The sequence below is a fragment of the Streptomyces sp. NPDC079020 genome (assembly GCF_044542225.1).
Lineage (GTDB): Bacteria > Actinomycetota > Actinomycetes > Streptomycetales > Streptomycetaceae > Streptomyces.
In genome coordinates this window covers 63651-87051 of record NZ_JBITUB010000023.1, presented here as the reverse complement: position 1 = coordinate 87051, position 23401 = coordinate 63651, and the positions used below count along the sequence as shown (strand labels likewise).

At 72.3% G+C, this 23401-nt stretch carries 17 protein-coding genes; 7 read left to right on the top strand and 10 right to left on the bottom strand.

The genetic code is table 11. From position 1 onward, the window contains the following. Nucleotides 1–19 precede the first annotated feature (19 nt). From ACIGJO_RS32640 to ACIGJO_RS32630, 3 genes are read right to left on the bottom strand one after another with little or no spacing between them, the layout of a single operon-like run. Nucleotides 20–1588: a nickel transporter gene (locus ACIGJO_RS32640; protein WP_399964459.1), complete on the bottom strand. Its 1569-nt coding sequence runs from the start codon at nt 1586–1588 to the stop codon at nt 20–22. Beyond that, the gene (locus ACIGJO_RS32635; RefSeq protein ID WP_399964457.1) at nt 1585–2904 is read right to left on the bottom strand and encodes a tetratricopeptide repeat protein; all 1320 of its coding nucleotides are present in this window, start codon (nt 2902–2904) and stop codon (nt 1585–1587) included. Before ACIGJO_RS32635 ends, ACIGJO_RS32640 begins: the two co-directional genes overlap by 4 nt. After that, nucleotides 2901–4409, bottom strand: coding sequence for a DUF4331 domain-containing protein (locus tag ACIGJO_RS32630; RefSeq protein ID WP_399964455.1), 1509 nt, complete (start codon nt 4407–4409; stop codon nt 2901–2903). Before ACIGJO_RS32630 ends, ACIGJO_RS32635 begins: the two co-directional genes overlap by 4 nt. Nucleotides 4410–4707: 298 nt before the next feature. Here ACIGJO_RS32630 and ACIGJO_RS32625 point away from each other — a divergent pair, with 298 nt between their 5' ends. The 4 genes from ACIGJO_RS32625 to ACIGJO_RS32610 all read left to right on the top strand — a co-directional run bounded on the left by ACIGJO_RS32625 (nt 4708) and on the right by ACIGJO_RS32610 (nt 9910). Then, nucleotides 4708–5379 (top strand): hypothetical protein, encoded by a 672-nt coding sequence (locus ACIGJO_RS32625; RefSeq protein ID WP_399964453.1) that lies wholly within the window; start codon nt 4708–4710, stop codon nt 5377–5379. A gap of 86 nt (nt 5380–5465) precedes the next feature. Next, nucleotides 5466–6098, top strand: a complete 633-nt coding sequence (locus ACIGJO_RS32620; protein WP_399964451.1) for a hypothetical protein — start codon at nt 5466–5468, stop codon at nt 6096–6098. A gap of 132 nt (nt 6099–6230) precedes the next feature. Next, nucleotides 6231–7658 (top strand): FG-GAP repeat protein, encoded by a 1428-nt coding sequence (locus tag ACIGJO_RS32615; RefSeq protein ID WP_399964448.1) that lies wholly within the window; start codon nt 6231–6233, stop codon nt 7656–7658. A gap of 233 nt (nt 7659–7891) precedes the next feature. Beyond that, nucleotides 7892–9910 carry a YncE family protein gene (locus ACIGJO_RS32610; protein WP_399964446.1) on the top strand — a complete coding sequence of 673 codons (2019 nt, stop codon included), beginning with the start codon at nt 7892–7894 and terminating at the stop codon, nt 9908–9910. On the opposite strand, the gene ACIGJO_RS32605 is transcribed toward ACIGJO_RS32610, so the two are convergent. Beyond that, the gene (locus ACIGJO_RS32605; protein WP_399964481.1) at nt 9900–11525 is read right to left on the bottom strand and encodes a helix-turn-helix domain-containing protein; all 1626 of its coding nucleotides are present in this window, start codon (nt 11523–11525) and stop codon (nt 9900–9902) included. The genes ACIGJO_RS32610 and ACIGJO_RS32605 overlap by 11 nt on opposite strands. Nucleotides 11526–11906: 381 nt before the next feature. Between ACIGJO_RS32605 and ACIGJO_RS32600 the strand changes: the two genes are divergently transcribed. Then, a complete protein-coding gene (locus tag ACIGJO_RS32600; RefSeq protein ID WP_399964444.1) occupies nt 11907–12443 on the top strand; it encodes a nucleotidyltransferase domain-containing protein in 537 nt (178 codons plus the stop codon). Nucleotides 12444–12464: 21 nt separating this feature from the next. Here the strand turns inward: ACIGJO_RS32600 and ACIGJO_RS32595 are convergent, their stop codons facing one another. The 5 genes from ACIGJO_RS32595 to ACIGJO_RS32575 form a co-directional block, all read right to left on the bottom strand. Next, on the bottom strand, nt 12465–12959 hold the full coding sequence (locus ACIGJO_RS32595; protein ID WP_399964442.1) for a hypothetical protein: 495 nt from the start codon (nt 12957–12959) through the stop codon (nt 12465–12467). Then, complete coding sequence (locus ACIGJO_RS32590; RefSeq protein ID WP_399964440.1) at nt 12956–16435, bottom strand: CHAT domain-containing protein; 3480 nt, start codon at nt 16433–16435, stop codon at nt 12956–12958. The genes ACIGJO_RS32595 and ACIGJO_RS32590 overlap by 4 nt, the downstream gene beginning before the upstream one ends. Then, nucleotides 16432–17628: a hypothetical protein gene (locus ACIGJO_RS32585; RefSeq protein WP_399964438.1), complete on the bottom strand. Its 1197-nt coding sequence runs from the start codon at nt 17626–17628 to the stop codon at nt 16432–16434. The genes ACIGJO_RS32590 and ACIGJO_RS32585 overlap by 4 nt, the downstream gene beginning before the upstream one ends. 222 nt (nt 17629–17850) lie before the next feature. Next, nucleotides 17851–18738, bottom strand: a complete 888-nt coding sequence (locus ACIGJO_RS32580; protein WP_399964436.1) for a glycoside hydrolase family 19 protein — start codon at nt 18736–18738, stop codon at nt 17851–17853. Between the two features lie 307 nt (nt 18739–19045). Further along, complete coding sequence (locus tag ACIGJO_RS32575; RefSeq protein WP_399964434.1) at nt 19046–19804, bottom strand: chitinase; 759 nt, start codon at nt 19802–19804, stop codon at nt 19046–19048. Nucleotides 19805–19905: 101 nt separating this feature from the next. Here ACIGJO_RS32575 and ACIGJO_RS32570 point away from each other — a divergent pair, with 101 nt between their 5' ends. Next, nucleotides 19906–20889: a hypothetical protein gene (locus ACIGJO_RS32570; protein ID WP_399964432.1), complete on the top strand. Its 984-nt coding sequence runs from the start codon at nt 19906–19908 to the stop codon at nt 20887–20889. 83 nt (nt 20890–20972) lie between these two features. Here the strand turns inward: ACIGJO_RS32570 and ACIGJO_RS32565 are convergent, their stop codons facing one another. Continuing rightward, nucleotides 20973–22256, bottom strand: a complete 1284-nt coding sequence (locus ACIGJO_RS32565; protein ID WP_399964430.1) for an adenylosuccinate synthase — start codon at nt 22254–22256, stop codon at nt 20973–20975. A 186-nt stretch (nt 22257–22442) separates the two neighbouring features. Here ACIGJO_RS32565 and ACIGJO_RS32560 point away from each other — a divergent pair, with 186 nt between their 5' ends. Next, nucleotides 22443–23345 carry a diacylglycerol kinase gene (locus tag ACIGJO_RS32560; RefSeq protein WP_399964428.1) on the top strand — a complete coding sequence of 301 codons (903 nt, stop codon included), beginning with the start codon at nt 22443–22445 and terminating at the stop codon, nt 23343–23345. Nucleotides 23346–23401: the final 56 nt, after the last annotated feature.

Here is a 23401-nt window from a genome sequence, read left to right as displayed (position 1 = left end):
GCGCACACCATGGCCCCCCTCACAGCAGGCTGCGCGCCGTCAGACCGATACCGACCGCCAGAACCGCCACGGCCGTCAGGACCGCGCCGTACGGGGTGTAGCGGCGCAGCGCCGGGAGCCGCCGCTCACCCAGCGCCGCGAGCCTGCTCCCGCCTCCGGCGAGCAGCAGCCCGGCGGAGGTCAGGGTGAGCGCCATGCCGAGGCCGTAGCCGACGACGAGCAGCACGCCGAAGTACGTACGGCTCAGCGCGATTGCGCCCAGCAGGACGACGAGCGCGGAGGGGCTGGGCACCAGGCCGCCCGCGAGCCCGACACCGAGCAGCGCGGGAAGCCCCTTGCGACGGCCCGCAGGACCCTGTCCGTGACGATGCCCGTGCCCGTGCTCACCCCTGTGCCCGTGCCCGTGCTCATGCCCGTGATGACCGTCGTCGTGAGGGTGATCGTGAGGGTGGTGATGGTGGTGCCCGTGCAGCAGGCGGCCCGAGCCGCCCCCCGACCGCACGCCCCGCACCGCCGACACCACCAGCACCGTCCCCAGCGCCGCGAGCACCATCCCGCTCACCACGCCCAGCCGGCCCAGCAGTTGCTCCCCCAGCAGCCCGCCGCCCGCTGTCAGCGCGAGGCCCGTCACGAGCACCCCGGCCGTGTGCGTCACGGTCACCGTCGCGCCCACCGCGACCGCCGCCCGTACGCCGCCCTCCCGGCGGGCCAGGCAGGCGGCCACCGCGAGCTTGGCGTGTCCCGGCAGTGCCGCGTGGCCCGCACCCAGCAGCAGTGTCAGCAGCACCGCCAGCAGGCCGACCGGCAGGGTGAGATCACGGCCCGCCATGAGGTCGGTGAGGCGGTTCTCCAGGGCGGGGAAGAGCACCGCGCCCCGGTCCACCGCCCGCGCGCCCGGCACCTCGTCCACCGGCGTGCCCCCGCCCGCGACCGCTCCGGGACCGGGCGCGCCCACACCCGCGCCTCCCGGTTCCGTACGCAGCGTCGCGGCCACCACGGCCGAGGGCTCGTCGCCGCCGTTCGCCGGGTAGCGGCGCAGCATGTCGCTCGGGCTGGTCGCGGGCACCGGGGAAGCCGTCAGCCGCACACCCGCCCCCGCAACCGCCGTGATCTCCTTCCAGCCCGTGCGCGACGCGTCCGCCGACGAGGCGAACGTGATCGATGCGGGTGCCGACAGGTCCGCTTCGGCCCGCAGCACACAGGTCAGCCGCGCCACGGACAGACCGGCCGCACCGTCGGCGTACGTGAGGTGCGCTCCCCGTACCCGCCAGTCGAACCGCTTCCCGTCCACCGAAACCCGGGTCCGGCGGGCCAGGTCCGCACAGCGGCCGGCGGCCCGCGCGGTGGCCTCGCGGTGCGAGACGGCCCCGTCGTGGTCGGTGTCCGTGGCGTCGGCGTCCTGTGCGGTGGGGATCTCCGCGCTGTCGACGACCGCCGTGTCCTCGATCGCGTCCCGGGCCAGGCGCAGCCCGTCGTGGTGGTTGACACTGAAGTTGCCCAAGGGGTGCGCGAGAGCCGGAGGGGCTGCCGCGAGCGCCAGCAGGACCGCGGCGGTCAGGACGGCCGCAGCCCGGCGTGGATGCCTCATGTCCGGCTCATCTCCTCGGCGCGCGGGGCGTGGTACGGGGAGAAGCGCGGGTTCAGCGCCAGCGCCTCGCGCAGGTGGCCAGTGGCCCCGGGCAGTCCGAGCGCGTGCTCGATCGCCCCCAGGTGGTAGCGGAACAGGGCGTTCCTCCACCCGGTCGCCGACGCCCTGCGCGCGTACTCCATCGCCTCCGCGTTCCGTCCGTCCCGGTGCAGCGCCCATGCCAGCGCGTCGGCGGCGATCACGCTGCGGGTGTGCTTCCACTCGCGGCGCATCAGTTCCACCGCGACGGCCGGGTCACCGTGGTCGGCCGCGTACAGCGCGACGTGCGGATCGACGGGTCCGCCGTCCGCCCGCGACAGCCGTACCTGCGCGTCCAGCGCGGCCCGCTCCCCGCCATTGCCCCTGCCCCCGCCCTCTCTGTCGCCGCCCGCCGAGCGTCTCAACTCCACTGCCTCCAGAAGGAACTGCGGCAGCGGGGTCCGGTCCAGCAGCCGTTCGTACGCGGCCATCGCCTGGTCCGTCCGCCCGCGTGCGGCGAGCACCCTGGCCGTGCCGGCCTGCGCGTAGGGGTGGCCGGGTACGGCGTCCAGGGCACGCCGGTAGTGCTTCTCCGCCCGGCCGACCGCGCCCCGGGACCAGGCGAGGTCGCCCAGCCGGGCTTCCGCGAAGGCCCGTTCGTCACGCGTGGCGGAGCTGTCCACGGCCCGTTGGAGAGCGATGGCGGCGTCCTCGGGCCGGCCGTTCGTCTCCAGGTCGTAGGCGGCCCTGCTGTACGCCGCAGAGGCAGGGGCGAGGTCCAGCATCCGCTGCACGGCGGTGCGGGCCGCCGGGTAGTGGCCGAGCTGGATCTCCGCGTCGGCCAGGATCGCGTACCCGTCGGGCCGGTCCGGGGCCATCCTGGTGGCCCGCAGCGCGTGTGCGCGCCCCTCGGTGAACTCGTGCCGGGCATTGGCCAGCAGCCCCTGACCGGTGAGCGCGGCGTAGTTGTCCGTGCCGTCGAGGTCCAGCGAACGGCGCAGGGCCCTCCCGGCCGCGTCCAGCCGCGCCGCGTCCAGCGTGGTGCGGGCCGCCTCGATCTCGGCGTGACCGAGGGCGGCCCAGACGGTGGGGTCGTCGGGGTACGCCCGTGTGCGTTCCCATGCGGCCCCGACCGCGCCACCCGCTCCCCCCGCCGCTCCCGCCCCAGCGGTCGCGGCGGGAGCGGCGGCGGGGGCGTCCGCCGAGGGCCGGCCGGTGCCGGGCCCCAGGTACAGGAGGCCCGCCACACAGCCGGTCACGGCCACGGCGCCGGCCGCCCCGGTGATCAGACCCCTCACGGGCCCGCGTGCGGGAGGTTGACGTAGGGGAACGTCGCCCGCGCGTCGGCGGGTTCGAGGCGCACGATCGGGTCCGGCAGCAGACCGCGTGCGGACGGGCCCGCCGGTTCGCCCTCCAGCATGCGGATCAGCGGTCCGTCGATGTTGTCGTTCAGACGGCGGCCGTTGGGGAAGCCCTGGAGGTCGCCGTCGAGGACCCCGTGCGCCTGGGGATCGGCGGTGACGGGCGTGGTGAGGTTGAGGCGGAGCTGCTCGGCGAGCACGATGCGCGAGGCGTCCGCATCGCCGTTCAGGGCATGGCTGTTGAGGTCGAGGCCGAACAGCGAACCGTTGCCCTTGGCGATCCCCTTCATGAACAGGGCCTGGATGTCACGGCGCGGGGTGGCCGGAGCCGTGCGCCCCTGGGCCGCCTCGATCCGGTGCGGCGGCGCGGGGTCGAGCATCGCGGCGACGAAGGCGTCGTCCAGGTGATCGTCCTTCGGGGCACGGGCCTGGAACCGGTCCTCGGGCCCGCCGGGCTTCGACAGGCCGATCGTCGAGCCGTGGACCGCGAACGCGAGGTGCGGGGTGCCGTTGCGGGAGACCTGCCGGTACGAGGGTGCCTGGGCGGCCAGACCGCTGCCGAGGTCGGCGCCCCGGCGCGAGACGGTCGACCAGACGCCGATGACCGGGTTGCGCTCGGCGTCGCCGTTCAGCGCCACCTCGCTCTTGGGCACCTGGAGCACCAGGCTGTTCACATTGAGCGCCGACAGCGGCTGGGCGTCGGGCAGCCAGCCGGGCACCGGGCCCGAGGTGCCGACGGTGAACAGCCCGAACACCTGGGTGTCCGCCTTGAACGAGTCCGCCGCCTGGGTCGCGACCGTACGGCCGCCGCCCGGCAGATCACGGGTCGCCTGGGCACGCAGCCTGCCGTAGTCGGGCATCAGCACACGGCCGGTGTGGGTGGGCGAGGCGATGGCGTCGCGCAGCAGCGTCCTGCTCGTGCCGTCCGCCGCGACCTTCTCCAGCGTGTACTTCTGCCGGACACCCAGCGAACGGTCCTCCAGTGAGGTCACCGGCAGCGGGCCGACCTTCGGACCCATTCCGAACGGCCGGCGGTCCTCGTCGCGGAACGTCCAGCGGTACGTGGCGTCCGGCGCCCCGTCCCCGTCGGCGTCCGTGTGGATCTCGTACCGCGCCCCGGTGGCGAACGGGAAGTCCACCAGGGCGTTCGCGGCGGTCCCCGGCACCTGGAACGGCCGGACATTGGCGATCAGGGTCACCATGTCGGTGTCGTCGGGGCTGGTGAAGGCATAGACGTCGGTGATGTCCGCCGGGGCGTCGGACACGGACGACGGTGCGTCGATGTGGCCGCCCGCCTCCCCGGTCCCGGTGAGCGGGCCCGCGACGGACGCGGCCGCCAGGGCGGCGGCGGAGGCGGCGAGCGCGCAGAGCCTGCGGTGCGAGAAGCGGGGCTTGGAACGCGGAAGTCTGTTGAATCCAGGAACTTCGTCCGGTCCGGACATGCGGATCTCCAGTGCTGGGTGCGGGGGGAGTGGAGCCGCACCAGAGTGATCGTTTCGCCGGTCTCCATGCGGTCTTCTCACCCCCAAGGCACCCAGTCGCGTGCAGTTTTCCGTCTATGGGGTGAGGCGCGGTTTGATCTTCAGCTCGACTATGCATGGATGGACCTGCCCCAACAGGAGGCCGGGCTTTCCTCGGTCTCGCCGACCTCCGACGAACTCGGCCTGCCCCCCACCCTGTTGGGCGCACCGCGGACCGGATCTCCGGCTCCGCCCCTTCCCCCCACACAGAAGAAGGTCAATGAGCATGCACGGATTCCGCCGCCTCACCGTCCTCGCCGCCCTGGCCGCCCTCGCGCTCCCGCTGGGGATGAGCTCCGCCGGAGCCTCCGCCCCGCAGCAGGCCGCAGCCGCCCCCGGGGCCGTCGTCGCGGCACCGTTCCCGGGCGCGTACATCTCCCCGTGGGGCGACGCACAGATCGCCCTGAGCGACGAGGCCATCGACTGGATGAAGCGCGAGGGCATCACGCTGGATGCCATCGGCCCGTTCGCCATGGACAAGGACGCCCGCGGTTTCTCCATGCCGATCGGCTCGACCGCCGGTGACGGCCTCGACTCCCGGGGCCGGATCTTCTACCCGGGCGGCCTGAACTTCCGTCACGCGGCCTCCGGCAGGACCATCACCCTCAAGCCGACCTACATCCGCGTGATGCCGACCCCGGCCTACTCCGCGGCCGTCCTGGTCGACGGCGTGCCGTTCGACGACGAGGTCACGATCGCGGAGTCCACCTATGTGGAGGTGATGGCCGGGGCCCGTCCCAGCCTCACCGGCTTCCGCATCAAGCAGGCGCCGTTCTACATGACGGAAGAGGCGTCGAGCATCTTCCGCTCCGTGACCGGCGGCGAAGCACCGCGCGTCGGCTCGCTCTTCGGCACCCTGACGCCGAACTTCGACTACGTCCCCACCAAGTAGTCGCCGCTCCTCCTCGGAACCGGACAGCGGCAGCACGGCGTCCCCCGTCGTGCTGCCGTTGTCGTCGTGTGGGGGGGATGCGTCACATGTGGTCCGTCCTGGGGATACTCTTCGCCGCCGCACCGCTGGTCGTCTGGAGGATGCTCGCCCGCAGCCGGGGGATCGGTCTGGCCGTGGGCGGGTTCCTGCTGGCGGAGGCGTGTCTGCTGGTCGCGGCCCAGCAGTCCTGGCTGGACGTGCCCCGGGCCGACGCCCACCTCATCCACGCGGTGCTCGCCCCGCTCATCATCGCGTTCGGCGCGGTCCTGGAGCACGGCGAGAAGGGCCCCGGACCTGCGGACTGGATACCCCGGCGCAACGGCGCCATCGGCTTCCTGGGCACGCAGTTCGCGCTCGTGCTGGTGGCCTCCCTGCTGTACGTCGTGCTCAACAGCGAGGGCTCCGAAGCCCCGCCCGCCGACGCGGTCCCCCCGCTGCCGGCCGGCCTCACGATCGAGTCGCAGGGCACCGGCTGCGGGTCCGGCGGCTGCTACCGCACCGTGCGGATCGGCAGCGAGGACAACCTGTCCCGCCAGGAGATCATCCGCCGCCTGAACCGCCCGCACGAGACCTGCCGCCCCAACGGCTGGCTCCTGGACCGGCGCGACCTCTGCATCGGCGTCACGGACAACGGCGAGTACCCCGTGCTCTACCTCAGCCTCAGCAACCTGATCGACTGACCACGGCCCGCCGCCACCCCCACCCGGGCGACCGGGCGGACCGAGCCCGCCCCGCGATTGCGGGAGCGTGATCGTTCGTGGCTGAATGCCCTCACAACACTGGATCTCTCAGGGGTGGGGGCAACAAACACCATGGCTGGACACGCTTCACGTACCAGACGTATCGCCGCGCTGGCCGCGATGACCGCCGTCGCGGCCGGGCTGTCCGGGGGGACGGTTCACGCGGCGCCGATGCCCGTACCGCAGGACATCAACGGGGACGGCTACCGGGACCTCGTCGTCCCGGCGCCCCGGGCCACCGTGAAGGGCCTCGACTCGGCCGGGTCCGTCGTCGTCCTCTACGGGTCGGCCAAGGGGGTCCTGGCCGCCAAGCGGGCGGTGATCAGCCAGAGTTCGCCGGGGGTGCCGGGGGCCGCCGAGGCGGGGGACCTGTTCGGCGCGTCCGCGTCGCTGGCGGACCTGGACCGGGACGGGTTCGCCGACCTGGTCGTGGGCGCGCCGGGCGAGAGCATCGGGTCCGCGACGTCGGCGGGATCGGCCACCGTTCTGTGGGGCAGCAGGCAGGGGCTGGTGTCCGGGGCCGCGCTGCCGACGCGGGTGGAGAAGAACGGGCAGGCCGGCCGGGACGTGGCCGCCTGGTCGGGACCGGACGGCACATCGGTCCTGGTCGTCAACGACAACACCACCACACGGCTGACCGGTCCGTTCACCCGTGCGGGGAAGGTGGGTTCGTCCACACTGCACGACGAGACCGGCTGGATGCGCTCCGCCGCGTTCGGCGACCTCAACGGGGACCGGGCGGCGGACCGGGTGCTGGTCAGCGGCCGTATGGGCGGGTGGAGCGGCGGGCTCGCGTACGTGAACTCCGCGCTGAGCGACCCCGTTACGTCGACCCACAGGATGAAGGGCGGCGACGGCCTCACCTCCGTGATCGGGGATGTGAACGGGGACGGCTACGGGGATCTGGTCCTCGGCGACCCGGATGAACCGCATGCCGTCGAGGGCCCGTTCGGCCACGTCGGCGGTGCGGTGCACGTGTGGTTCGGGTCCGCCAAGGGTGTCTCGTACGACAAGGCGCCCATGACCATCCACCAGGACACGGCCGGAGTGCCGGGCGGCGGTGAGCGGTACGACAGGTTCGGCGCCTCCGTGGCCGTCGCCGACCTGAACCGGGACGGGCTCGACGACATCGTCGTGGGTTCGCCCGGTGAGGGCATCGGCACGAAGCAGGCGGCGGGGGCCGTGGTCGTCGTACCCGGTCTCCGTACGGGACAACTCGGGGCGGGCTCCTACAGCTTCACGCAGAACACCGCCGGGGTTCCGGGCGGGGCCGAGGAGCGGGACGAGTTCGGCTGCACGGTCACGGCCTCCGACCTCACCCGTGACGCCCGGCCCGAACTCGCCGTCGGAGCCTGCTGGGAGGACGGCCGGGGCGCGGTGTGGGTGCTGCCGGGCGGGGCCGCGAAGCCGGTGTTCACGTCGTCGGTCTCGTTCGGGACGGCGCAGCTCGGGCTGCCCTCGATCTCGGGAACCCTCCTCGGCGGCGACCACCAGCAGTAGTAGCGGCGTCCTTTCCAGCAACGTCCGCGACACCAGCAACGCCCGCAACACCCTCGACACCGGCAACGGCCGCGACGGTACGACGGGGAGCGGGGGGACACCCTTCGCTCCCCTATCGTCACCATAATTGCGCCCTGGGTGTCATTGTCGTGCCATACCCTGCGATTCGGGCCGCACCCCTCTCTCATCTCCGGGTGCCACGCGGCCCGCTTACCGTGGGGGTATACGTCACTGTGCGTACGCGCAGAATCTCGACCGCGACAGCGCTCGCGGTCCTCTTCAGCTCCGTAGTACTGGTCGGCGGTGCGGCGAACCCGGCCGCCGCCGACTCCAGTGCGTCGCTGCCGATCACATCGAGCGGCGACATCGTGGTGGACGGCGTCCACCACCGGGTCTTCATCAGTGACCCGAAGTCGGGCAAGGTCGTCGCGACCGACTACAGCGGCAAGGTCGTCGGCACGATCTCCTCCCTGCCCGGCGTGCTCGGACTCGAACTGTCCAAGGACTCCGGCACCGTGTACGCGGCGGTGCCCGGCGACGGATCGATCGCCGCGATCGACACCGCCTCCCTCACCGAGAGCAAGCGGTACGCGCTCGGCAAGGGCATCGAGCCGAAGTATCCGGCTCTCGCGGGCGGCAAGCTCTGGTTCGGCTTCAACGCCCTGGACGTCGCCTACCGGGGCCAGATCGGTTCGATCGACCTGACGGTTCCGGAAGCCACCGTGACGCTTCCCGAGGGCGGGGGGAACAGCTGGTACTCGGCCCCGAGGCTGGCCTCCGACCCCGCCGCACCCAACGTGCTGGCCGCCGCCCAGGAGGGCAGCAGCTTCATCACGCTCGCGGTGTACGACGTGGCGGAGGGGACGCCCCAGCGCGTGGCCTACGGCCCCGACAGCTCCGGCGGCGAGTACCAGTCCTACCTGTCCGACTTCGACGTCACACCGGACGGCAAGCAGCTGCTGGTGACGGGCGGCGGGTCCCCGTACCAGGCGCAGGCGTACTCGACCTCGGACCTGTCCCGGGTGGGCGCGTACAACACCGGCAGTCACGGCGCGGCGGTGGCCGTCGCGCCGGACGGCATGGTGGCCGCCGGGACGACCCAGTCGTCCCCCGACGTCTTCGTCTACAAGCAGGGCGCCGCAAAGCCGCTGCGCACCTACGACATCCCGTACTCGACCGGCAGCATCACGGCGACCAACGACCTCCATGAGGCGGGTCTCGCCTGGGCGCCGGACCGCAGCCGGGTCTTCGCCGTCACGACCAACGTGTACAGCGACGTCTACGCCCTGCGGGTGCTGACCGACCCGACCAAGTCGGCGGTGAGCCTCACGGTGAACGCGCCGTCCAAGGCGACCCGCGCCAAGAAGCTCACGGTGACCGGCAAGGCCGCGTCCGGGGCGGCGTTCCCGGCGGGCACCAAGGTCTCCGTCGTGCGCACCGACGTCGACTCACCGAAGGGCAAGTCGCTCGGCTCGGTGTCTCTGGCGTCGAACGGCACGTTCTCGTTCACCGACACCCCGCCCGCCGGCGGCACGGTGACGTACCGGGTCGCCTACGCGGGCGACGCGACGCACTCCGCCGCCTCCGGGGCCGACTCGGTCGCCGTCTCCCGCGCCGCGACCTCGCTGACGCTGAACCGGAACAAGGACGTCTACTCGTACGGCAAGGACGTCTCGTTCACGGCGCACCTCGGCAAGACGTACAAGAACCGCGTCGTCGAGCTGTGGGTGGACCCCTTCGGCTCGGACAAGCCGAAGAAGCTGGCCAGGAAGGGCAAGGTCAACTCCAAGGGGAACCTGTCCGTCACGGTCGACATGAAGCGCGACACGACGGTCACCGCCGTGTTCGCCGGGGATGCCCGGAGCGCGTCGAAGTCGGCTCGGTCGACCGCGTACGCGAAGGTGAAGGTCTCGACCTCCCTCTCCAAGCAGTACAAGACGGCGAAGATCGGCAAGACGTCGTACGCGTACTTCCACAAGAAGAAGAACCCGGTGTTCACGAACACCATGAGCTACTACAAGGGCCGCTCGCACAAGCTGTCCCTGGAGCTCTACTACCAGGGCAAGTGGTACGACGCGGGCCAGCAGTACTTCAAGCTGGGCAGCAACGGGAAGTCGATCGTGACGCTCACCGGTACCCACGAGACCGGCTACAAGATGCGGGTACGCGCCTCGTACGTGAACGGTTCCTCGGGTGACAGCGTGAACTCGACGACCCACGGCGCCTGGAAGTACTTCATCTTCACGAAGTAGCGGCCTCCGGCGCCGGTTCGAGCTCCAGTGCCCTGAACGCCAGCCACAGGTCGTAGCGGGCGCTCGGGGCCTGGAGCAGCGAGCGCCGGAGCACGGTTTCGAGCCGGGCCAGGCGTTTGCGGGCCCCGGGTACGGAGATGCCGAGCGCGGCGGCGGTCGGGCCGAGCTGGGCCTCGCGGTCCAGCCAGGTGCGCAGGGTGGCACGGGCGGTGTCCGGGGCGGGTGTGTCCACCGTGTCCAGGGGGCGCAGTTGCTGGGTTGCCCAGGCGCGGACGGCGGGGCGGCGCAGGATCTCTTCGAGGTCGTGCGCCGCCTCTGCCGTTCCCGCTGTTCCTGTCACCCCTGTCGCCCCTGTTGTTCCTGTCGTTCCTGTCGCCCCTGTTGTTCCTGTCGTTCCTGTCGTTCCCGCTGTGCCTGTCGCCCCCGCCGTTTCTGCTGTTTCCCCGCCCGGTGCCGTCGCGGCGGCCGTCCGGCGGGGGACCGGGGTGGCCCGGATGCGGAGGGCCAGGTCCAGGGTGGCCTGGTCGGCGAGGGTCCCCAGGTCGAGACCGAGCAGGTCGCCGATGAGCCCGAGCCGGGCGGCCAGGGTGTTGCGGTGGATCTTCAGGTGCTCCGTGGCGTGGGTCGAGAAGGACAGCCAGGACGCGGCGGTGGCCGCCAGTTCCTGGCTCCCCGGGTCCTGGGTGCGGCGCGGCAGATGGTGCAGGAGCGGGGCGAGCAGGGCGTCGGCCCACAGCGCGCCGGCCCGGCCGACGACGAGCGCCGGTTCCGGCGAGGCCCCGAACCTGGCGTGCCGGCCGGGGAGTCCACGGGCGACGGCGAGGGCGTGGAAGGCCTGGCGGTAGCCGGTCGCGGTGTCCGGCAGCGGCAGCTGTTCGCTGACGCCCACGACGCAGTCGTCCACGAGAGCGGCGACGTTCTCGTCGAGCGGTCCGTCCTCCTTCCCTCCCGCGGGCATCACGAGGATGAGGTGGCTGGCGTAGACGGGGCACCGCACGATCCAGGAGCGGCCGCCGTCCGCCTCCGCGCAGACCCGCGCCACCTCGTCGCGCCGCCCGCCCGCGCACTCCACGACGCACACCCGCACCGGGTCGGGCAGCCTGGGGCGCAGCGCGCCGGCCACCTGGTGGGCGATGGACAGCTGGCCCGTCATCAGCAGGTGCAGGACCGCCTCCCGGCCCCGCGACTCCGCGAGGTCGACCCGGCGCCTCTTGCGCTCCAGGGTCTCGGACCGCCAGCACAGGGCGATGGGCGCCAGCGCGTCGGCCAGCAGCGCGGTGAGCCCGGCGGGCACGGGCCGGGGGACGACGACGGCCAGCGCCGGTGCGGGCGGTGCGTCGAGCGGGAACAGCAGCGCGGTGTGCGTGGCCGAATCGAGGGAGTGCGCCTGCGCGTCGCGTGCCGTCAGCGCCCGCGCGCCCTCGGCCGCCAGCTCGGCGGCGCCGGGGGCGGCCGATGCCGGGAGGTGCGGGGCCGCGAAGTGCGGGGCCGGGGCGGCGGATGCCGCGTGCAGTACGGTGCCCCCGCCGTCGACGAGTCCGGCCCAGCCGCCCGCGCGCACCGACAGCCAGTGCAGCAGCTCGGGCGTGCCGCCGGTGCGCACCAGCCGGTGCATCCGCAGTACGTCGTCGGCCCGTTCCCGCGCGCGCAACAGGTTCCTCTTCTCGTGATCGTCCGGTTTCGGTGGTGCCGCTCCGTTCGCCGCGCCCGGCCCGCGAGCCCGCGACCGGCCGGAATCCGCCCGTTCGGCCTGAAACCGGAGTGCAGCGTCCCGGTTTGATTGTGCGGACTGATACCTCCGGTGCGCCACACAGGGCGGAATGAACCTGCCGCTCCGCCGCCCGGCGGCCTAAGGTCCCATCGTGTTCCGGCACGCCGGCGACGACGGGGGGCATCGGGAGTCACCGGGGGACGACGGGGGACGGCGCCGGAACGCACGGGGAGCGCGGCGGCAGCGGCTCACGGGGGTGGTCGCTGTCGCCGGTTTCCTGTGATCATGAGCGTCATGATGAGCGCCGAAGACGTGCTGGACATCCTCGACCTTCTCGGCAACGCCGGGGTGGACGTATGGCTCGACGGGGGCTGGGGCGTGGACGCCCTGCTCGGCAGGCAGACCCGCGCGCACGACGATCTCGACATCGTGGTCCGCCACTCCGACCGCGACCGGTACACCGAGGTCATGGCCCATGCCTCCTTCACGCTCTGGCACGACGGCGGCCCCTTCAACTGGGTACTGAGCGACACGGCGGACCGGCGCGTCGACGTCCACCTCGTGGACCTCTCCACGACCGTTCGCGACGAACGGGGCAACCCCGTCCACGGCCCCGACGGCCTTCCCTATCCCGTGGGTTCCCTCGACGGCACCGGTACGGTCCTCGGCCGGACGGTGGCCTGCGGGACCGCCGAGTTCCAGGTGCACTCGCACACCGGCTACGCCGTCGACGACAACGACATCCGCGATGTCCTGGCACTGCACCGGCGCTTCGGCATGCCGCTGCCACCGCCGTACGCGGAGCTGGCCGCCGGGGCCTGACCGCGGTCCGGAACCCGGCCGTCAGGGCTGGCGCTGCTGGATGAACTCCAGGACGGCACGGGCCAGCGACTGGAGGACCCGGTCGGAGGCCGGCTTCTGCTCCACCTCGAACGAGACCGTGTTCCTGCCGTCCTTCCGCTTGAACGAGACACCGACCCGGAGCCGGAGCCAGCCGACCACCGCGCCCAGCACGATCAGGTCGTCGGTCAGATTCTCCAGCGCCATCTGGTCGTCGGCGGGCGGATCGGCGAGGACGGGGCCGACCAGATCGGCGCTGCGCTCGTCCTCGGCGAAGGCGGCGAGGACCCGGCGCGCGGTCTCCGGCGACGCCAGCTCACGTCGCGTGGGGCTCAGTTCACCGGCCGCCGCGCAGACCGCCTCCAGCACGTCCCACGCCTCGAACTGATCCCGGGGACCGTCCGGGTGCCGTGCCGCCAGGGCGTACGAGATCTCTTCGAGCGCCAGGACCACGGCACGGTCGTCAAGGGTGTCGAGGTCCGGTTCCCTCATGGTCATCTCCAGTCTCCCAGCGGGACGAAGCCCGCCCAGTGGTACGGATGCGAAAGGTACGGCCGTCCGGCGTCGGTCAGAAAGCTCTGCTGCGCCCGCCACATGGCCTTCCAGACCGGCAGGCCCGCCATGCGGTTGCGGACGAACAGGTCCAGCAGCTCCGCCGAACTGCCGCTGTACACACGCCAGACGGGAGCGACGACCGTCCTGGTTCCCTCGCGGAGCAGGGACCGGGTCAGGCCCGTGAAATCCTCGCCCCGGTGGGCCGGGGCCTGCCAGCCCGCCGAACAGGCCCGCAGGACCACCGTGCCCGGCAGGGCGCGCGGCGTGGTGAGTTCACGGGCCCGCAGCAGGAAGGGCAGAGCGTCCGGGGAACCGGTGGACAGGTCCCGGCTCGGGCGCCTGCGTCCGTCGGAGAGGATCAGCGCCGCGTCCCGGGGATCGCCGCCCCCGGCGTACCCGTGACAGGCGACGTACGCCAGATCGCACTCCTCGAACGCGCTCAGCACCGCGTGGGGTGTCGCCGCGAGCCCGGACAGCTCGGTCACCCGCCAGCCGTCCGCCCCGGGCAGCCGGTACGACTCGAAGCCCGTGTCGCCCGGGGCCGCCAGGTCCTCGTCCGCCGCCACGTTCACGCACAGGGCGCGTCCGCGCGGTGCGGGCCCGGCGCCGAGCAGGTACTCCAGGGCCGAGACACTGGGCGCGTACACCGTGGCCGCGCGCTGCCCGACATACGCCCCGTCCGCCAGCCGGAGCGCGGTGAGCGGGAGAACGGCGAGCGGACCGTGGGGCGCCACACAGATCAGCTCCCGGTCACCCAGCGCGTCCTGGAACGGCAGCAGCAGCGCGGACAGCTCCTCCAGGGGCAGCGGCACCGGGCGGCGGGGCCGGATGGGCGGAATGCTGGGGAACACGGACCCGTCCCCGTCCACCAGCCGCCGGACGGCCTCCACCCTCGTGTGCAGTTCCGCCCGGCCCAGTGCGATGCGGTAGGTGCGCAGCCGGAGTTCGCCCGAGGCGATGACGAAGCAGAACGTCTCGCGGTGCCCCACGAAGTACGAGACGAGGAGCAGCCCCTCCTCCGGTGCGTGCCGCTCCACCAGCCGGGCGGCGTCCCGCGCGTCGGCGCCGATGGCGCGGCGCAGCCGCTCGTACCCCGGGGCGACCCGGCCGATGGACGCGCTGATGTCGTCGAGCCGCTGCTGGAACGCCGTCACGTACGACGCCGCGTCCCGGGCTGTCGACGCCCCGTTCTCCAGACCCGCCAGGACCCGGCGCACGGTCAGGAGCAGTCCTGCCTCCTCCGCCAGCACCTCCCGGGAGACACCCAGGGGTGGCGGCAGCGGATGGAGGGCCAGCCCCTCGACGACGGAACGGGACTTGCCCTCCTCGTGCAGGACGTACGCGAGCTGCTCGGCCGTGCCGCCGTGCGGCAGGGTCAGCCGCTCCCCGTGGTCCAGGAGCAGCGCGAGCAACTCCTCGTACACGGGCAGCGCCTGGCCCGCCAGCTCATCGCTGGAGATCCGCGCCGGTCCGAACTCGCCGCGCCGCCACAGCAGTTGTCGGCAGGACCACAGTTCGTCGAAGGCGTCCTGAACCTGATCCGGCTGCCCGGCGAGCAGCCGGGCCAGCGGGAGCCTGACCCACATGCTGTCCTCGGAGCGGCCCTGCCGCTCCTCGTGCGCCAGGACGGTGCGCAGCAGACCCACCGCGCTTTCGGGGCCCTCGCTGTCGGCGACCACCCGGGCGGCCCGGACCGCGAGTTCCTTCAGAACGCTCCAGTCGTCGCACCCGACCGCCCCCTCGACCTCGGACCGCAGCTCGCGGGCCAGCTCACGACGTTCCCCCTCGTCCTCGATGACATGCCACAGCCGCTCCTGGACCCGCATCCGGAGCCTCGGGGCAGTGTCGCCGGCATCGAGCCGGTCGAGCCGCTCGCGGATGCGGGCGCAGCCGGCGGTCACCGCAGCGGCCAGCCCGTCGCGCCGTTCGCCCTCGGGAAACACGTTGAGGAGACGCTCGGTGACCCGGACGGCGGGCCGTTCACCGCCCCCACTGCCCAGTTCGAAGAAGAGCGCGTCCTGGTAGTAGCCCGCCGCCTCCTCCGGCCGGTCGTCCTCGCGCGCGAGATCCCCCAGCGCGACGAAGACCTTCCCCACACCTGGCCAGAACGGGCCTGGGCTCATGTTGGCGAACAGGCTCAGCAGCAACTGCCGCGCGGCCTCGGCGAACCGGCCCTGCCGGATGTGGACCCGTCCCAGCTCGTACCGCAGCGGCGCGAGCAAGCGGGAGTCCGTCCGTTCGCCGATGACGACGGACTGCTCCACCAGCTCCGCGGACTCCCGGTCCCGGCCGCGCTCCTGCAGACACTCGGCGAGCTCCAGCACCGTTGCGTGCCAGACCGCCTCCTGCGACGGGTCCGCCCGGTCGACGACTTCGAGAATCCGGCGGTAGACGTCGGTGGCCGCCCCGAGCGCGCCCGCCCGCCGCCAGACCATTGCGTGCTGCCGCATGACGGTGACCGGGGTGTGCATCGGAATGCGGGAGGGGTCATCGGGCATGGCCTGCGCCGCGTCGAGCTGCCCGAGCGCGTCGCGGTAGCGGTGCACCGCGGCCAGAGCCCCGGCGCATTCGACCCGGAGGGCCTTCTCGTGCGGCCGGTCGACAGTGCCGTCGGCCTCGACCGCGGCGACCGCGTCCACGTACACCTGCGCCGAACCCGCCGCGTCACCCATCTCGGCCAGGACGGCGGCCAGCCCGAGATACGCGTTCGTGAGGGAGCCGGAGTCCCCGGCGGCCCGCTGCTCCGCCACGGCCCGCGAGGCATGGAACAGGGCCCTTCGGTACCGCCCCCGGGCGCGCAGGTGCGTCGCCCAGTCGGACCGGGCGGTGACGCGTCCCGCGCCGTCCTCGGCCAGCAGGGCGAGGGCGCCCAGCACATGGGCGTGGGCGCTCCGCGCCTCGGTGTCGTCGCCGATGAGGTGGAGCACGGCCCGCACCGGGGAGGGCGGCAGCAGGTGCCGGTGGCGGCGCAGCAGCGTATGGGCGGTGAGCGGGCTGTCGGCGGCGTGGGCCATCCGTATCAGCGTCCGGAAGTCCCTCGGCTCCGTCGGCTCCCTCGGCTCCCTCGGCTCCCTCGGCTCCGTCGGCTCCGTCGGCTCCGTCGGCTCCGTAAGACCTTGCCGCCGGCCCAGCTCCTGGCGGTCCGCCGGGACAGTGACATCCACGGGGCCGACGGGACCGGGAGGGCCGCCGGGCACGTCCTGCGTACAGAGCGTGGCGAGGAACTCCCCCAGATCGGCGGCGATGGTCCGGCCGATACCCCGGTGGAACTCGGCCGTGGACCTCAACGCAGCGGCCAGCGCGGGTCGTTGCTCCTTCGGAAAGAGATCGATGGCCGCGAGGACCTCGTCGAACCTGGGCATGTGCAGCATGCGCAGTGCGACGCCCATCACCATGCCGTCGCCATCACCGCCCCTCACGATCCTTCCCCGCCGGTCCTGGCCAGCAGCTCCGCGGCGGCCGCTCGCTCCTCCTCGTCCTCGCACAGCTCCAGTGCCCGTTCCGCGTGGGCGCGGGTCGCGTCCTCCACGCCGCCCTTCCCGAATTCGAGGGCCAGGACCAGATGGTCCTGGCCGCACAGGAACGAGCCGCTCAGCGCGGTCCTCGACAGCCCCCGGGCGGTGTCGAGCTGTCCGGTGTCCACCGCGGCCCGGATCCAGGCCACCAGATACGGGGCCGGGTGGTCGGAGGAAACGAAGCGCAGGTGTATCCGCTCCACCGGGTTCTGGCCGCCCTGCCGGCCCTGGCAGATCTCGGTGTACAGCAGCGAGGCCTCGAACTCGGCCTCCGACTCCCTGAAGTACCGGTCGGCCATGGACGGCAGGCGGGCCTCGCGGGCCACCCGTGATCCGGGCATGATCCGGTTGAGCTCGGCCAGCAGCCGGTCCCGCTCGGCGACCGGCCCCCCGGCCGTCCGGGCGGTCACGAGATGTTCGAGGACCTGCGCGCTCGGATGCGCCGCCAGGGCTTCGCCCAGCACGGACGCCGCCTCGTGGTACGGCTGTGCGGCGTCGAGGCTCCGGCCCAGCTCCATGAGGGCCGTGGCCAGTGCCGTGAACACCTCCACGACGGGTGTTCCCTCACCCTTTTCGAAGATCTCCGCGTAGGCGGCGATCCGCAGGCGGAGGAAGTCCCGTTCCACTTCCTGCCGCTCGATGAGTCCCACGAGCAACCGCAGCCGGCAGGTGGCCTCGTGCTCCTCCTCGCTCCCGGCCGGGAAGGGCCGGACCGGGCGGGCGCCGCCGTCGTCCGGGCCGGACACCGTGGGCGTCAGCGTTCGCGACAGGGCCCAGGCGGCCGGTTCGGGCCGCCCCGCGCCGGCCAGCGCGGTCGCCAGGTCGACCCAGGCCGCGCACTCGTCGGGGTTCTCGCCGGTCGCCTGCATCAGCGTGTGCACCGCTCCGCAGGGCATGCCGCACAGCAGGGCCGCCACTCCGTACGCGTGCCGGTGCGCCGGGCTCAGGCCGGCCTCGGACGCCAGCAGTTCCATGCCGCGCATCCGGTCGGGTCCCGGGCTCAGTTCGATGCCCTGGACCATCGTGAGGCTGCGGCGGGGCAGGGCCGCCATGGAGAACGGGAACGACCACCCCCGTACCGAAGAAACCACATCCATACGCCGTCCCCCGAGGCTGGTCGAAAATCCATGATGGTCAGGCCCGGCGGCACCGCACAAGAGGCGCACTCGGCCCGAGCGCCCCTCCCCCACGAGCGCCCCTCCGACGGAAGGGCCCTTCGCCGCACGGCCCTTCGGCGTCCGGGGGCGGAACGCCGGAACGGGGGGTGCGTCCGGCCGGAGCCGGACGCACCCCCCGCCCGGGTGGAGGGAACCGCGGGGTCAGCAGCTCAGGTTCGAGCCGGTGGTGGTGCCCAGGATCTGGGTGAACGCCGTGTACTTGTCGATGCGGCTCTGGACCTGGCCGGGGTTGCCGCCGTTGCACTCCAGGCTGCCGTTGATGGAGCGGATCGTCTCGCCGAAGCCGGCGCCGTTGACCATGGCGTTGTGGGGCGTCATGGTGCCGGGGCCGTTCTGGGTGTTCCAGTACCAGAGGCCCGTCTTCCAGGCCACGGAGGCGTTCTGCTCCACCAGGTACGGGTTGCCGAGCAGGTCGATGCCGAGGGCGTCGCCCGCCGCCTTGTAGTTGAAGTTCCAGCTGAGCTGGATGGGACCCCGGCCGTAGTAGGCGGCCTGTCCCGCCGGGCAGCCGTAGGGCTGGGTCGCGTCGCAGTAGTGCGGGTAGTTGGACTGGTTCTGCTCGACGATGTGCACCAGGCCGCCGGTCTCGTGGCTGACGTTGGCGAGGAACGCCGCCGCCTCCTGGCGCTTGACCGTGTCACTGCCGGTGTTGGCGAAGGCCGGGTAGGCGCTCAGCGCGGCGGTCAGACCGCTGTACGTGTAGAACGAGTTCCGGTTCGGGAACATCTGGTTGAACTGCGCCTCGCTGACGACGAAGCCCGAGGGGTTGGGCTCACCCGGGTCCGTACCGCCGCCGCAGGCGCCCTTGTCCGCCCAGACGTCCGCGGTGCCCGGAGTCTCGTTCTGGGTCCACCACTTGGCGGACCAGTTGTGCCCGTTGTACGACGCGGTCCCGCCGCCCGTGTACACGGACGAGGAGTTCCAGGCCGGGGCGCAGTCGGCAGCCACGGCCGTGGAGGCGGGGAGAACGACGATCGTCGCGACGATCGCGCCGAGCGCGGCCAGAAGACTCATGACGCGTCTGATCACGTGATCACTCCTTAGGGCGCGGCGCCACGTCCGACCGTGCGCCGCCATGGGGGTGCCCGTCACTCAAGCGACATGGTCTGGACCTGTCAAGGTCTAGACCATGTCGAACACATCTCCGGTTCGGACGTTTACGCGTGCGCGCGGGCACCCGGAGGCGCGGACCGTACGGCTGGGAGCGCTCTCAACAGCGGCTATTCCGGAGGCAGTCGGTCCGGATCAACCGATCCCGGCCCCGGGGGAACCGGCGGACCGGGAGGAAAACCTCCGAGGCCCGTCCAGCATGCGGACGGGCCCGGCCGGGCGCGGCTCAGCAGGTGAGCCCGGAACCCGGGGCCGTACCGATGATCCCGGTGACGCGCTCGTACGCGGCGACCCGCGCCGCCACCGACGCGGGGTTGCCGCCGTCGCACTCCAGCGCGCCGTTGAGCGACCGGATGGTCTCGCCGAAGCCCGCACCGCCGACCATGGCCTCGTGGGAGGTCATGGTGCCGGGGCCGTTCTGGGTGTTCCAGTACCAGAGGGCGGTCTGCCAGGCGACCGACGGGTCCTGCTCGACGAGCCACGGATTGTTCAGCAGATCGAGGCCCAACGCGTCCCCGGCGGCCTTGTAGTTGAAGTTCCAGCTGAACATGATCGGGCCGCGGCCGTAGTACGCCTTCCGGCCCGCCGGGCAGCCATAGGGCCGGCTGTAGTCGCACTTGCGCCAGTAGTTGGCCTCGTTGATCTCCTTCACGTACTTCAGCCCGACCGACTCGAAGTCCGCGTGCGTCAGGAAGGCGGCGGCCTCGCGGGCGCGTGTCGCGGGAGTCCCGGTGTTCGCGAAACGCGGGTAGGCGTGCAGGGCGTCGATCAGGCCCTGGTACGTGTAGAAGGGGTCGCGGTCCGGGAAGATCTCGTCGAACCGCGCTCCGGCAGCGAACCGGCCGGGCTGCACCGGATCGCGATCGACGGAGCGGCCCCGTCCGTCGACACGATCGGCGACAGCGGCTGTCCGTACCGGGAGATCGAGTACGCGTACACCTACGGCCGGCCCCCGGCCGACTCGCCGGGGCCACCACGATCGCACACCTCCCGTCCGCCGCACCGTCCACACCGGCCGCGCCTGCCACGCCCCCGCCGCCACCGGGCCCGGCGTCGGCTCCGGCCCCCGCCGCGCCGCCGCTCGGTGTGTTCGGCGCCCCCACCCCCGTATCCCCGCCGCCCGATCAGCCGCCGGGTGCCGCACGCGGCAGGCGCACCGCGCTGACCGTCGCCGCGGCGGTCGCCGCCGTCGCGCTGCTCGCGGGCGGCATCACCTACGCCGCGATGAACGCGGGCGAGGACGACGGCAAGGGGAAACGGAACAGCGCGGACGGCGGCGGCCCGGCGTCCAAGGGCACCGGCCCCTCCCCCGACAGCTCCGGGGACGGCAAGGGCGACACCACCGCCTCACCGGACCCGGCCGTCTCCGACGCCGTCGAGGGCGTGATCGCCAAGGAGTATCTGGGAACCTGGCAGGGCTCGGGCAGGAACAGCGACGGGGATGTCGTCTCGTTCCGCCGGATCACCATCACCCAGGGCTCCGAGGGCGCCGACGTCGCCACGACGTTCAACTCCTTCGACGACCTGCTCTGCACCGGAGCCGCCGAACTCGTCTCGTTCGACAACCTGATGGTGCTGGAGTCCCGCTCGGTCACCAGCATTCCCGAGGACGGCTGCTCCGACGGCGGGAAGCAGACCGTGCGCGACCACGGCGACGGCACGCTGATCTGGACGAGCGGCGACGGCGACGAGACCGTGACCCTCACCAGGGTCACGGCGAACTCCGCGCCGATCCCGGCCGGCTTCCTCGGCACCTGGAAGTACGTGGACCCGGACGGCAACTCGCAGGAGACATACATGCTCAGCCTGGTGCAGGGGGCATCCGGCGAGGTCGTCGCCAAGTACACCGACGACGGTCCCTCGTTCCACTGCGAGATGGAGAGCGTCCTCGTCGACGCGAACAGCACCGGCCTGCGCCTGGGCCCGGTGACGGTGACGGCCGCCGAGCCCGAGGAGAAGTGCGAGGGGGCCCACACGCACACCCTGCGGATGAAGGGCTCCGACGGCCTCTCCCTCACCTGGCTGGGCGACGAGGAGGCCGCGCCCTACTCCTACCGGCGCGTCCGCTGACCTGCGGCGCGCGGAAGGGCCCCCAGGCCGGCGTACCGGTCCGGGGGCCCTTCCCCGCACAGTGCTACGAGCGCCCGCTCCCGTTACAGGAACGAGTTGATCTCGATGGTCTCGGTGCGGCCGGGACCGACACCGATCGCGGAGATCGGCGCGCCCGACATCTCCTCCAGGGCCTTCACGTACGCCCGCGCGTTCTTCGGCAGGTCGTCGAAGGTCTTGGCCTTGGTGATGTCCTCGGACCAGCCCGGCAGCATCTCATAGACCGGCTTCGCGTGGTGGAAGTCGGTCTGGTTGTAAGGGAGTTCCTCGACGCGCTTGCCGTCGATCTCGTACGCCACACAGACCGGGATCTGCTCCCAGCCGGTGAGCACGTCGAGCTTGGTGAGGAAGAAGTCGGTGAGGCCGTTGACCCGGGTCGCGTACCGCGCGATCGGGGCGTCGAACCAGCCGCAGCGACGGTCACGGCCGGTGGTCACACCGCGCTCGCCGCCGATGCGCCGCAGCGCCTCGCCGTCCTCGTCGAGCAGCTCCGTGGGGAACGGACCGGCACCGACGCGCGTCGTATAGGCCTTGAGGATGCCGATGACCCGGCTGATCTTCGTGGGGCCCACGCCGGAACCGGTGCAGGCGCCGCCGGCGGTCGGGTTCGACGAGGTGACGAAGGGGTACGTGCCGTGGTCGACGTCGAGCAGGGTGCCCTGGCCGCCCTCGAACAGGACGACCTTGCCCTCGTCGATGGCGTCGTTGAGGATCAGCGTCGTGTCGGCGACGTAGGGCTTGATCTGCTCCGCGTACTGGAGCATCTCCTCGACGATCTTCCCGGCCTCGATCGCGCGCCGGTTGAAGACCTTGGCCAGGAGCTGGTTCTTCTGCTCCAGGGCCGCCTCGACCTTCTGCTCCAGGATCGACTCGTCGTAGAGGTCCTGGACACGGATGCCCACACGGTTGATCTTGTCGGCGTACGTCGGGCCGATGCCGCGGCCGGTCGTACCGATCTTGCGCTTCCCGAGGAAGCGTTCCGTCACCTTGTCGAGCGTGACGTTGTACGGAGTGATCAAATGAGCGTTGCCGCTGATCAGAAGCTTGGACGTGTCGACGCCACGCTCGTTCAGACCGCTCAGCTCGGAGAGCAGGACCGCCGGGTCGACCACGACACCGTTACCGATGACCGGGGTACATCCCGGCGACAGGATTCCGGAGGGGAGGAGATGCAGTGCGTACTTCTGGTCGCCTACGACGACCGTGTGACCGGCGTTGTTGCCGCCTTGGTAACGCACCACATAGTCCACGGATCCACCGAGGAGGTCGGTGGCCTTCCCCTTGCCCTCGTCACCCCACTGAGCACCGAGCAGCACAAGTGCGGGCACAGGCGTACACCCCTTCCGGGCGGGGCATGTCCAAGGTCAGGGGGCGTACGTAAAGGTCGTACCTGCCGCACGACGATGTACGGCAAAGCCTGAGCCGTCGAACCGGGTGCCCCGGAATAGACGAAGCCCCTGGCGCAATAGCGCAAGGGGCTCTTGCACCAAGATGCTACCCGAGGAAGGACCGAGGTGTCGGCTGCAGAGCCCCCCGGCGACGGCGACCACCAGCTCCTGGTGCTCATCGACCCGGTTGCCCGCCGGACCGACGGCGAGTCCGTACGTATCGCCAAGGACGTGCTGAGCGCCGGCTCGCACGCCAAGATCTGCCTTCCGGACAGTCCGGAGGAGTTCGCGCGGGCCCTGGCCCGGCGGGGCAGTCGCAGGCCGGTGGTCGTCGGCGACGATCACGCGCTGCTGCGCGCGGTGGCCCAGCTGCACCGCGAGCGGGAGCTGTCCGACGGCGTGCTGTCCCTGATCCCGGTCGGCGCCGCGCACGCGCTGGAGCTGGCGTATGCGCTCGGCGTGCCCCGGGGCGCGGTGGCGGCCGCGAGGACGGCTCTCGACGGGGCCGTACGGAAGCTGGACCTGCTGGTGGACGACAGCGACGGCGTCGTCCTGGGCCATCTGCGCATCCCCGGCCCGCCCCCGGCCCCCGGCACCGGCACGGACGCCGATCCGGACCCGGGCGAGCCGCACACGGGCGTCACGGCGGTCTGGGACACCTGCCGCTCGCTGGTCGCGTCCCTGGTCCGCCCGGCACCGCCCGGCCATGCCGCGCCGCCGCGCCGGCACCGGCTGCGGGTCGAGGCGGACGGGGTCCTGCTCAATGATCTGGACCGGCCCGTCGAGTGCGTCTCGGTGGCCGCCCTGGGCGACGGCGGCCGCGCCGGTGTGGTGGTGCACACCTCGTCGGGCGAGAAGGTCACGGCGGAGGCGGAGTCCGTCACGGTCTCCGGCGCGGACTTCCGCTACCGGGCGGACATACAGGTCGGCGGCCCGGTGCGGACCCGGACCTGGACGGTGCGGGCGGGGGCGTGGGGGCTGATGCTGCCGTGCCCGGCGAGCGCGGACGGGGGAACGGGCGCATTCTGAGAGGTACTGAGCCGTTCCGGGTTCCGCGGTTCCGGAGTTCCGGGCCCCTGAGCCAC

What these genes read in the sequence shown, in the direction of transcription:
- ACIGJO_RS32625 (WP_399964453.1), top strand. Translation starts at nt 4,708, where the DNA reads ATGAGCATGCACGGATTCCGCCGCCTCACCGTCCTCGCCGCCCTGGCC.
- ACIGJO_RS32585 (WP_399964438.1), bottom strand. Translation starts at nt 17,628, where the DNA reads ATGGATGTGGTTTCTTCGGTACGGGGGTGGTCGTTCCCGTTCTCCATG.
- ACIGJO_RS32600 (WP_399964444.1), top strand. Translation starts at nt 11,907, where the DNA reads ATGAGCGTCATGATGAGCGCCGAAGACGTGCTGGACATCCTCGACCTT.
- ACIGJO_RS32620 (WP_399964451.1), top strand. Translation starts at nt 5,466, where the DNA reads ATGTGGTCCGTCCTGGGGATACTCTTCGCCGCCGCACCGCTGGTCGTC.
- ACIGJO_RS32630 (WP_399964455.1), bottom strand. Translation starts at nt 4,409, where the DNA reads ATGTCCGGACCGGACGAAGTTCCTGGATTCAACAGACTTCCGCGTTCC.
- ACIGJO_RS32640 (WP_399964459.1), bottom strand. Translation starts at nt 1,588, where the DNA reads ATGAGGCATCCACGCCGGGCTGCGGCCGTCCTGACCGCCGCGGTCCTG.
- ACIGJO_RS32595 (WP_399964442.1), bottom strand. Translation starts at nt 12,959, where the DNA reads ATGACCATGAGGGAACCGGACCTCGACACCCTTGACGACCGTGCCGTG.
- ACIGJO_RS32615 (WP_399964448.1), top strand. Translation starts at nt 6,231, where the DNA reads ATGGCTGGACACGCTTCACGTACCAGACGTATCGCCGCGCTGGCCGCG.
- ACIGJO_RS32605 (WP_399964481.1), bottom strand. Translation starts at nt 11,525, where the DNA reads ATGCACCGGCTGGTGCGCACCGGCGGCACGCCCGAGCTGCTGCACTGG.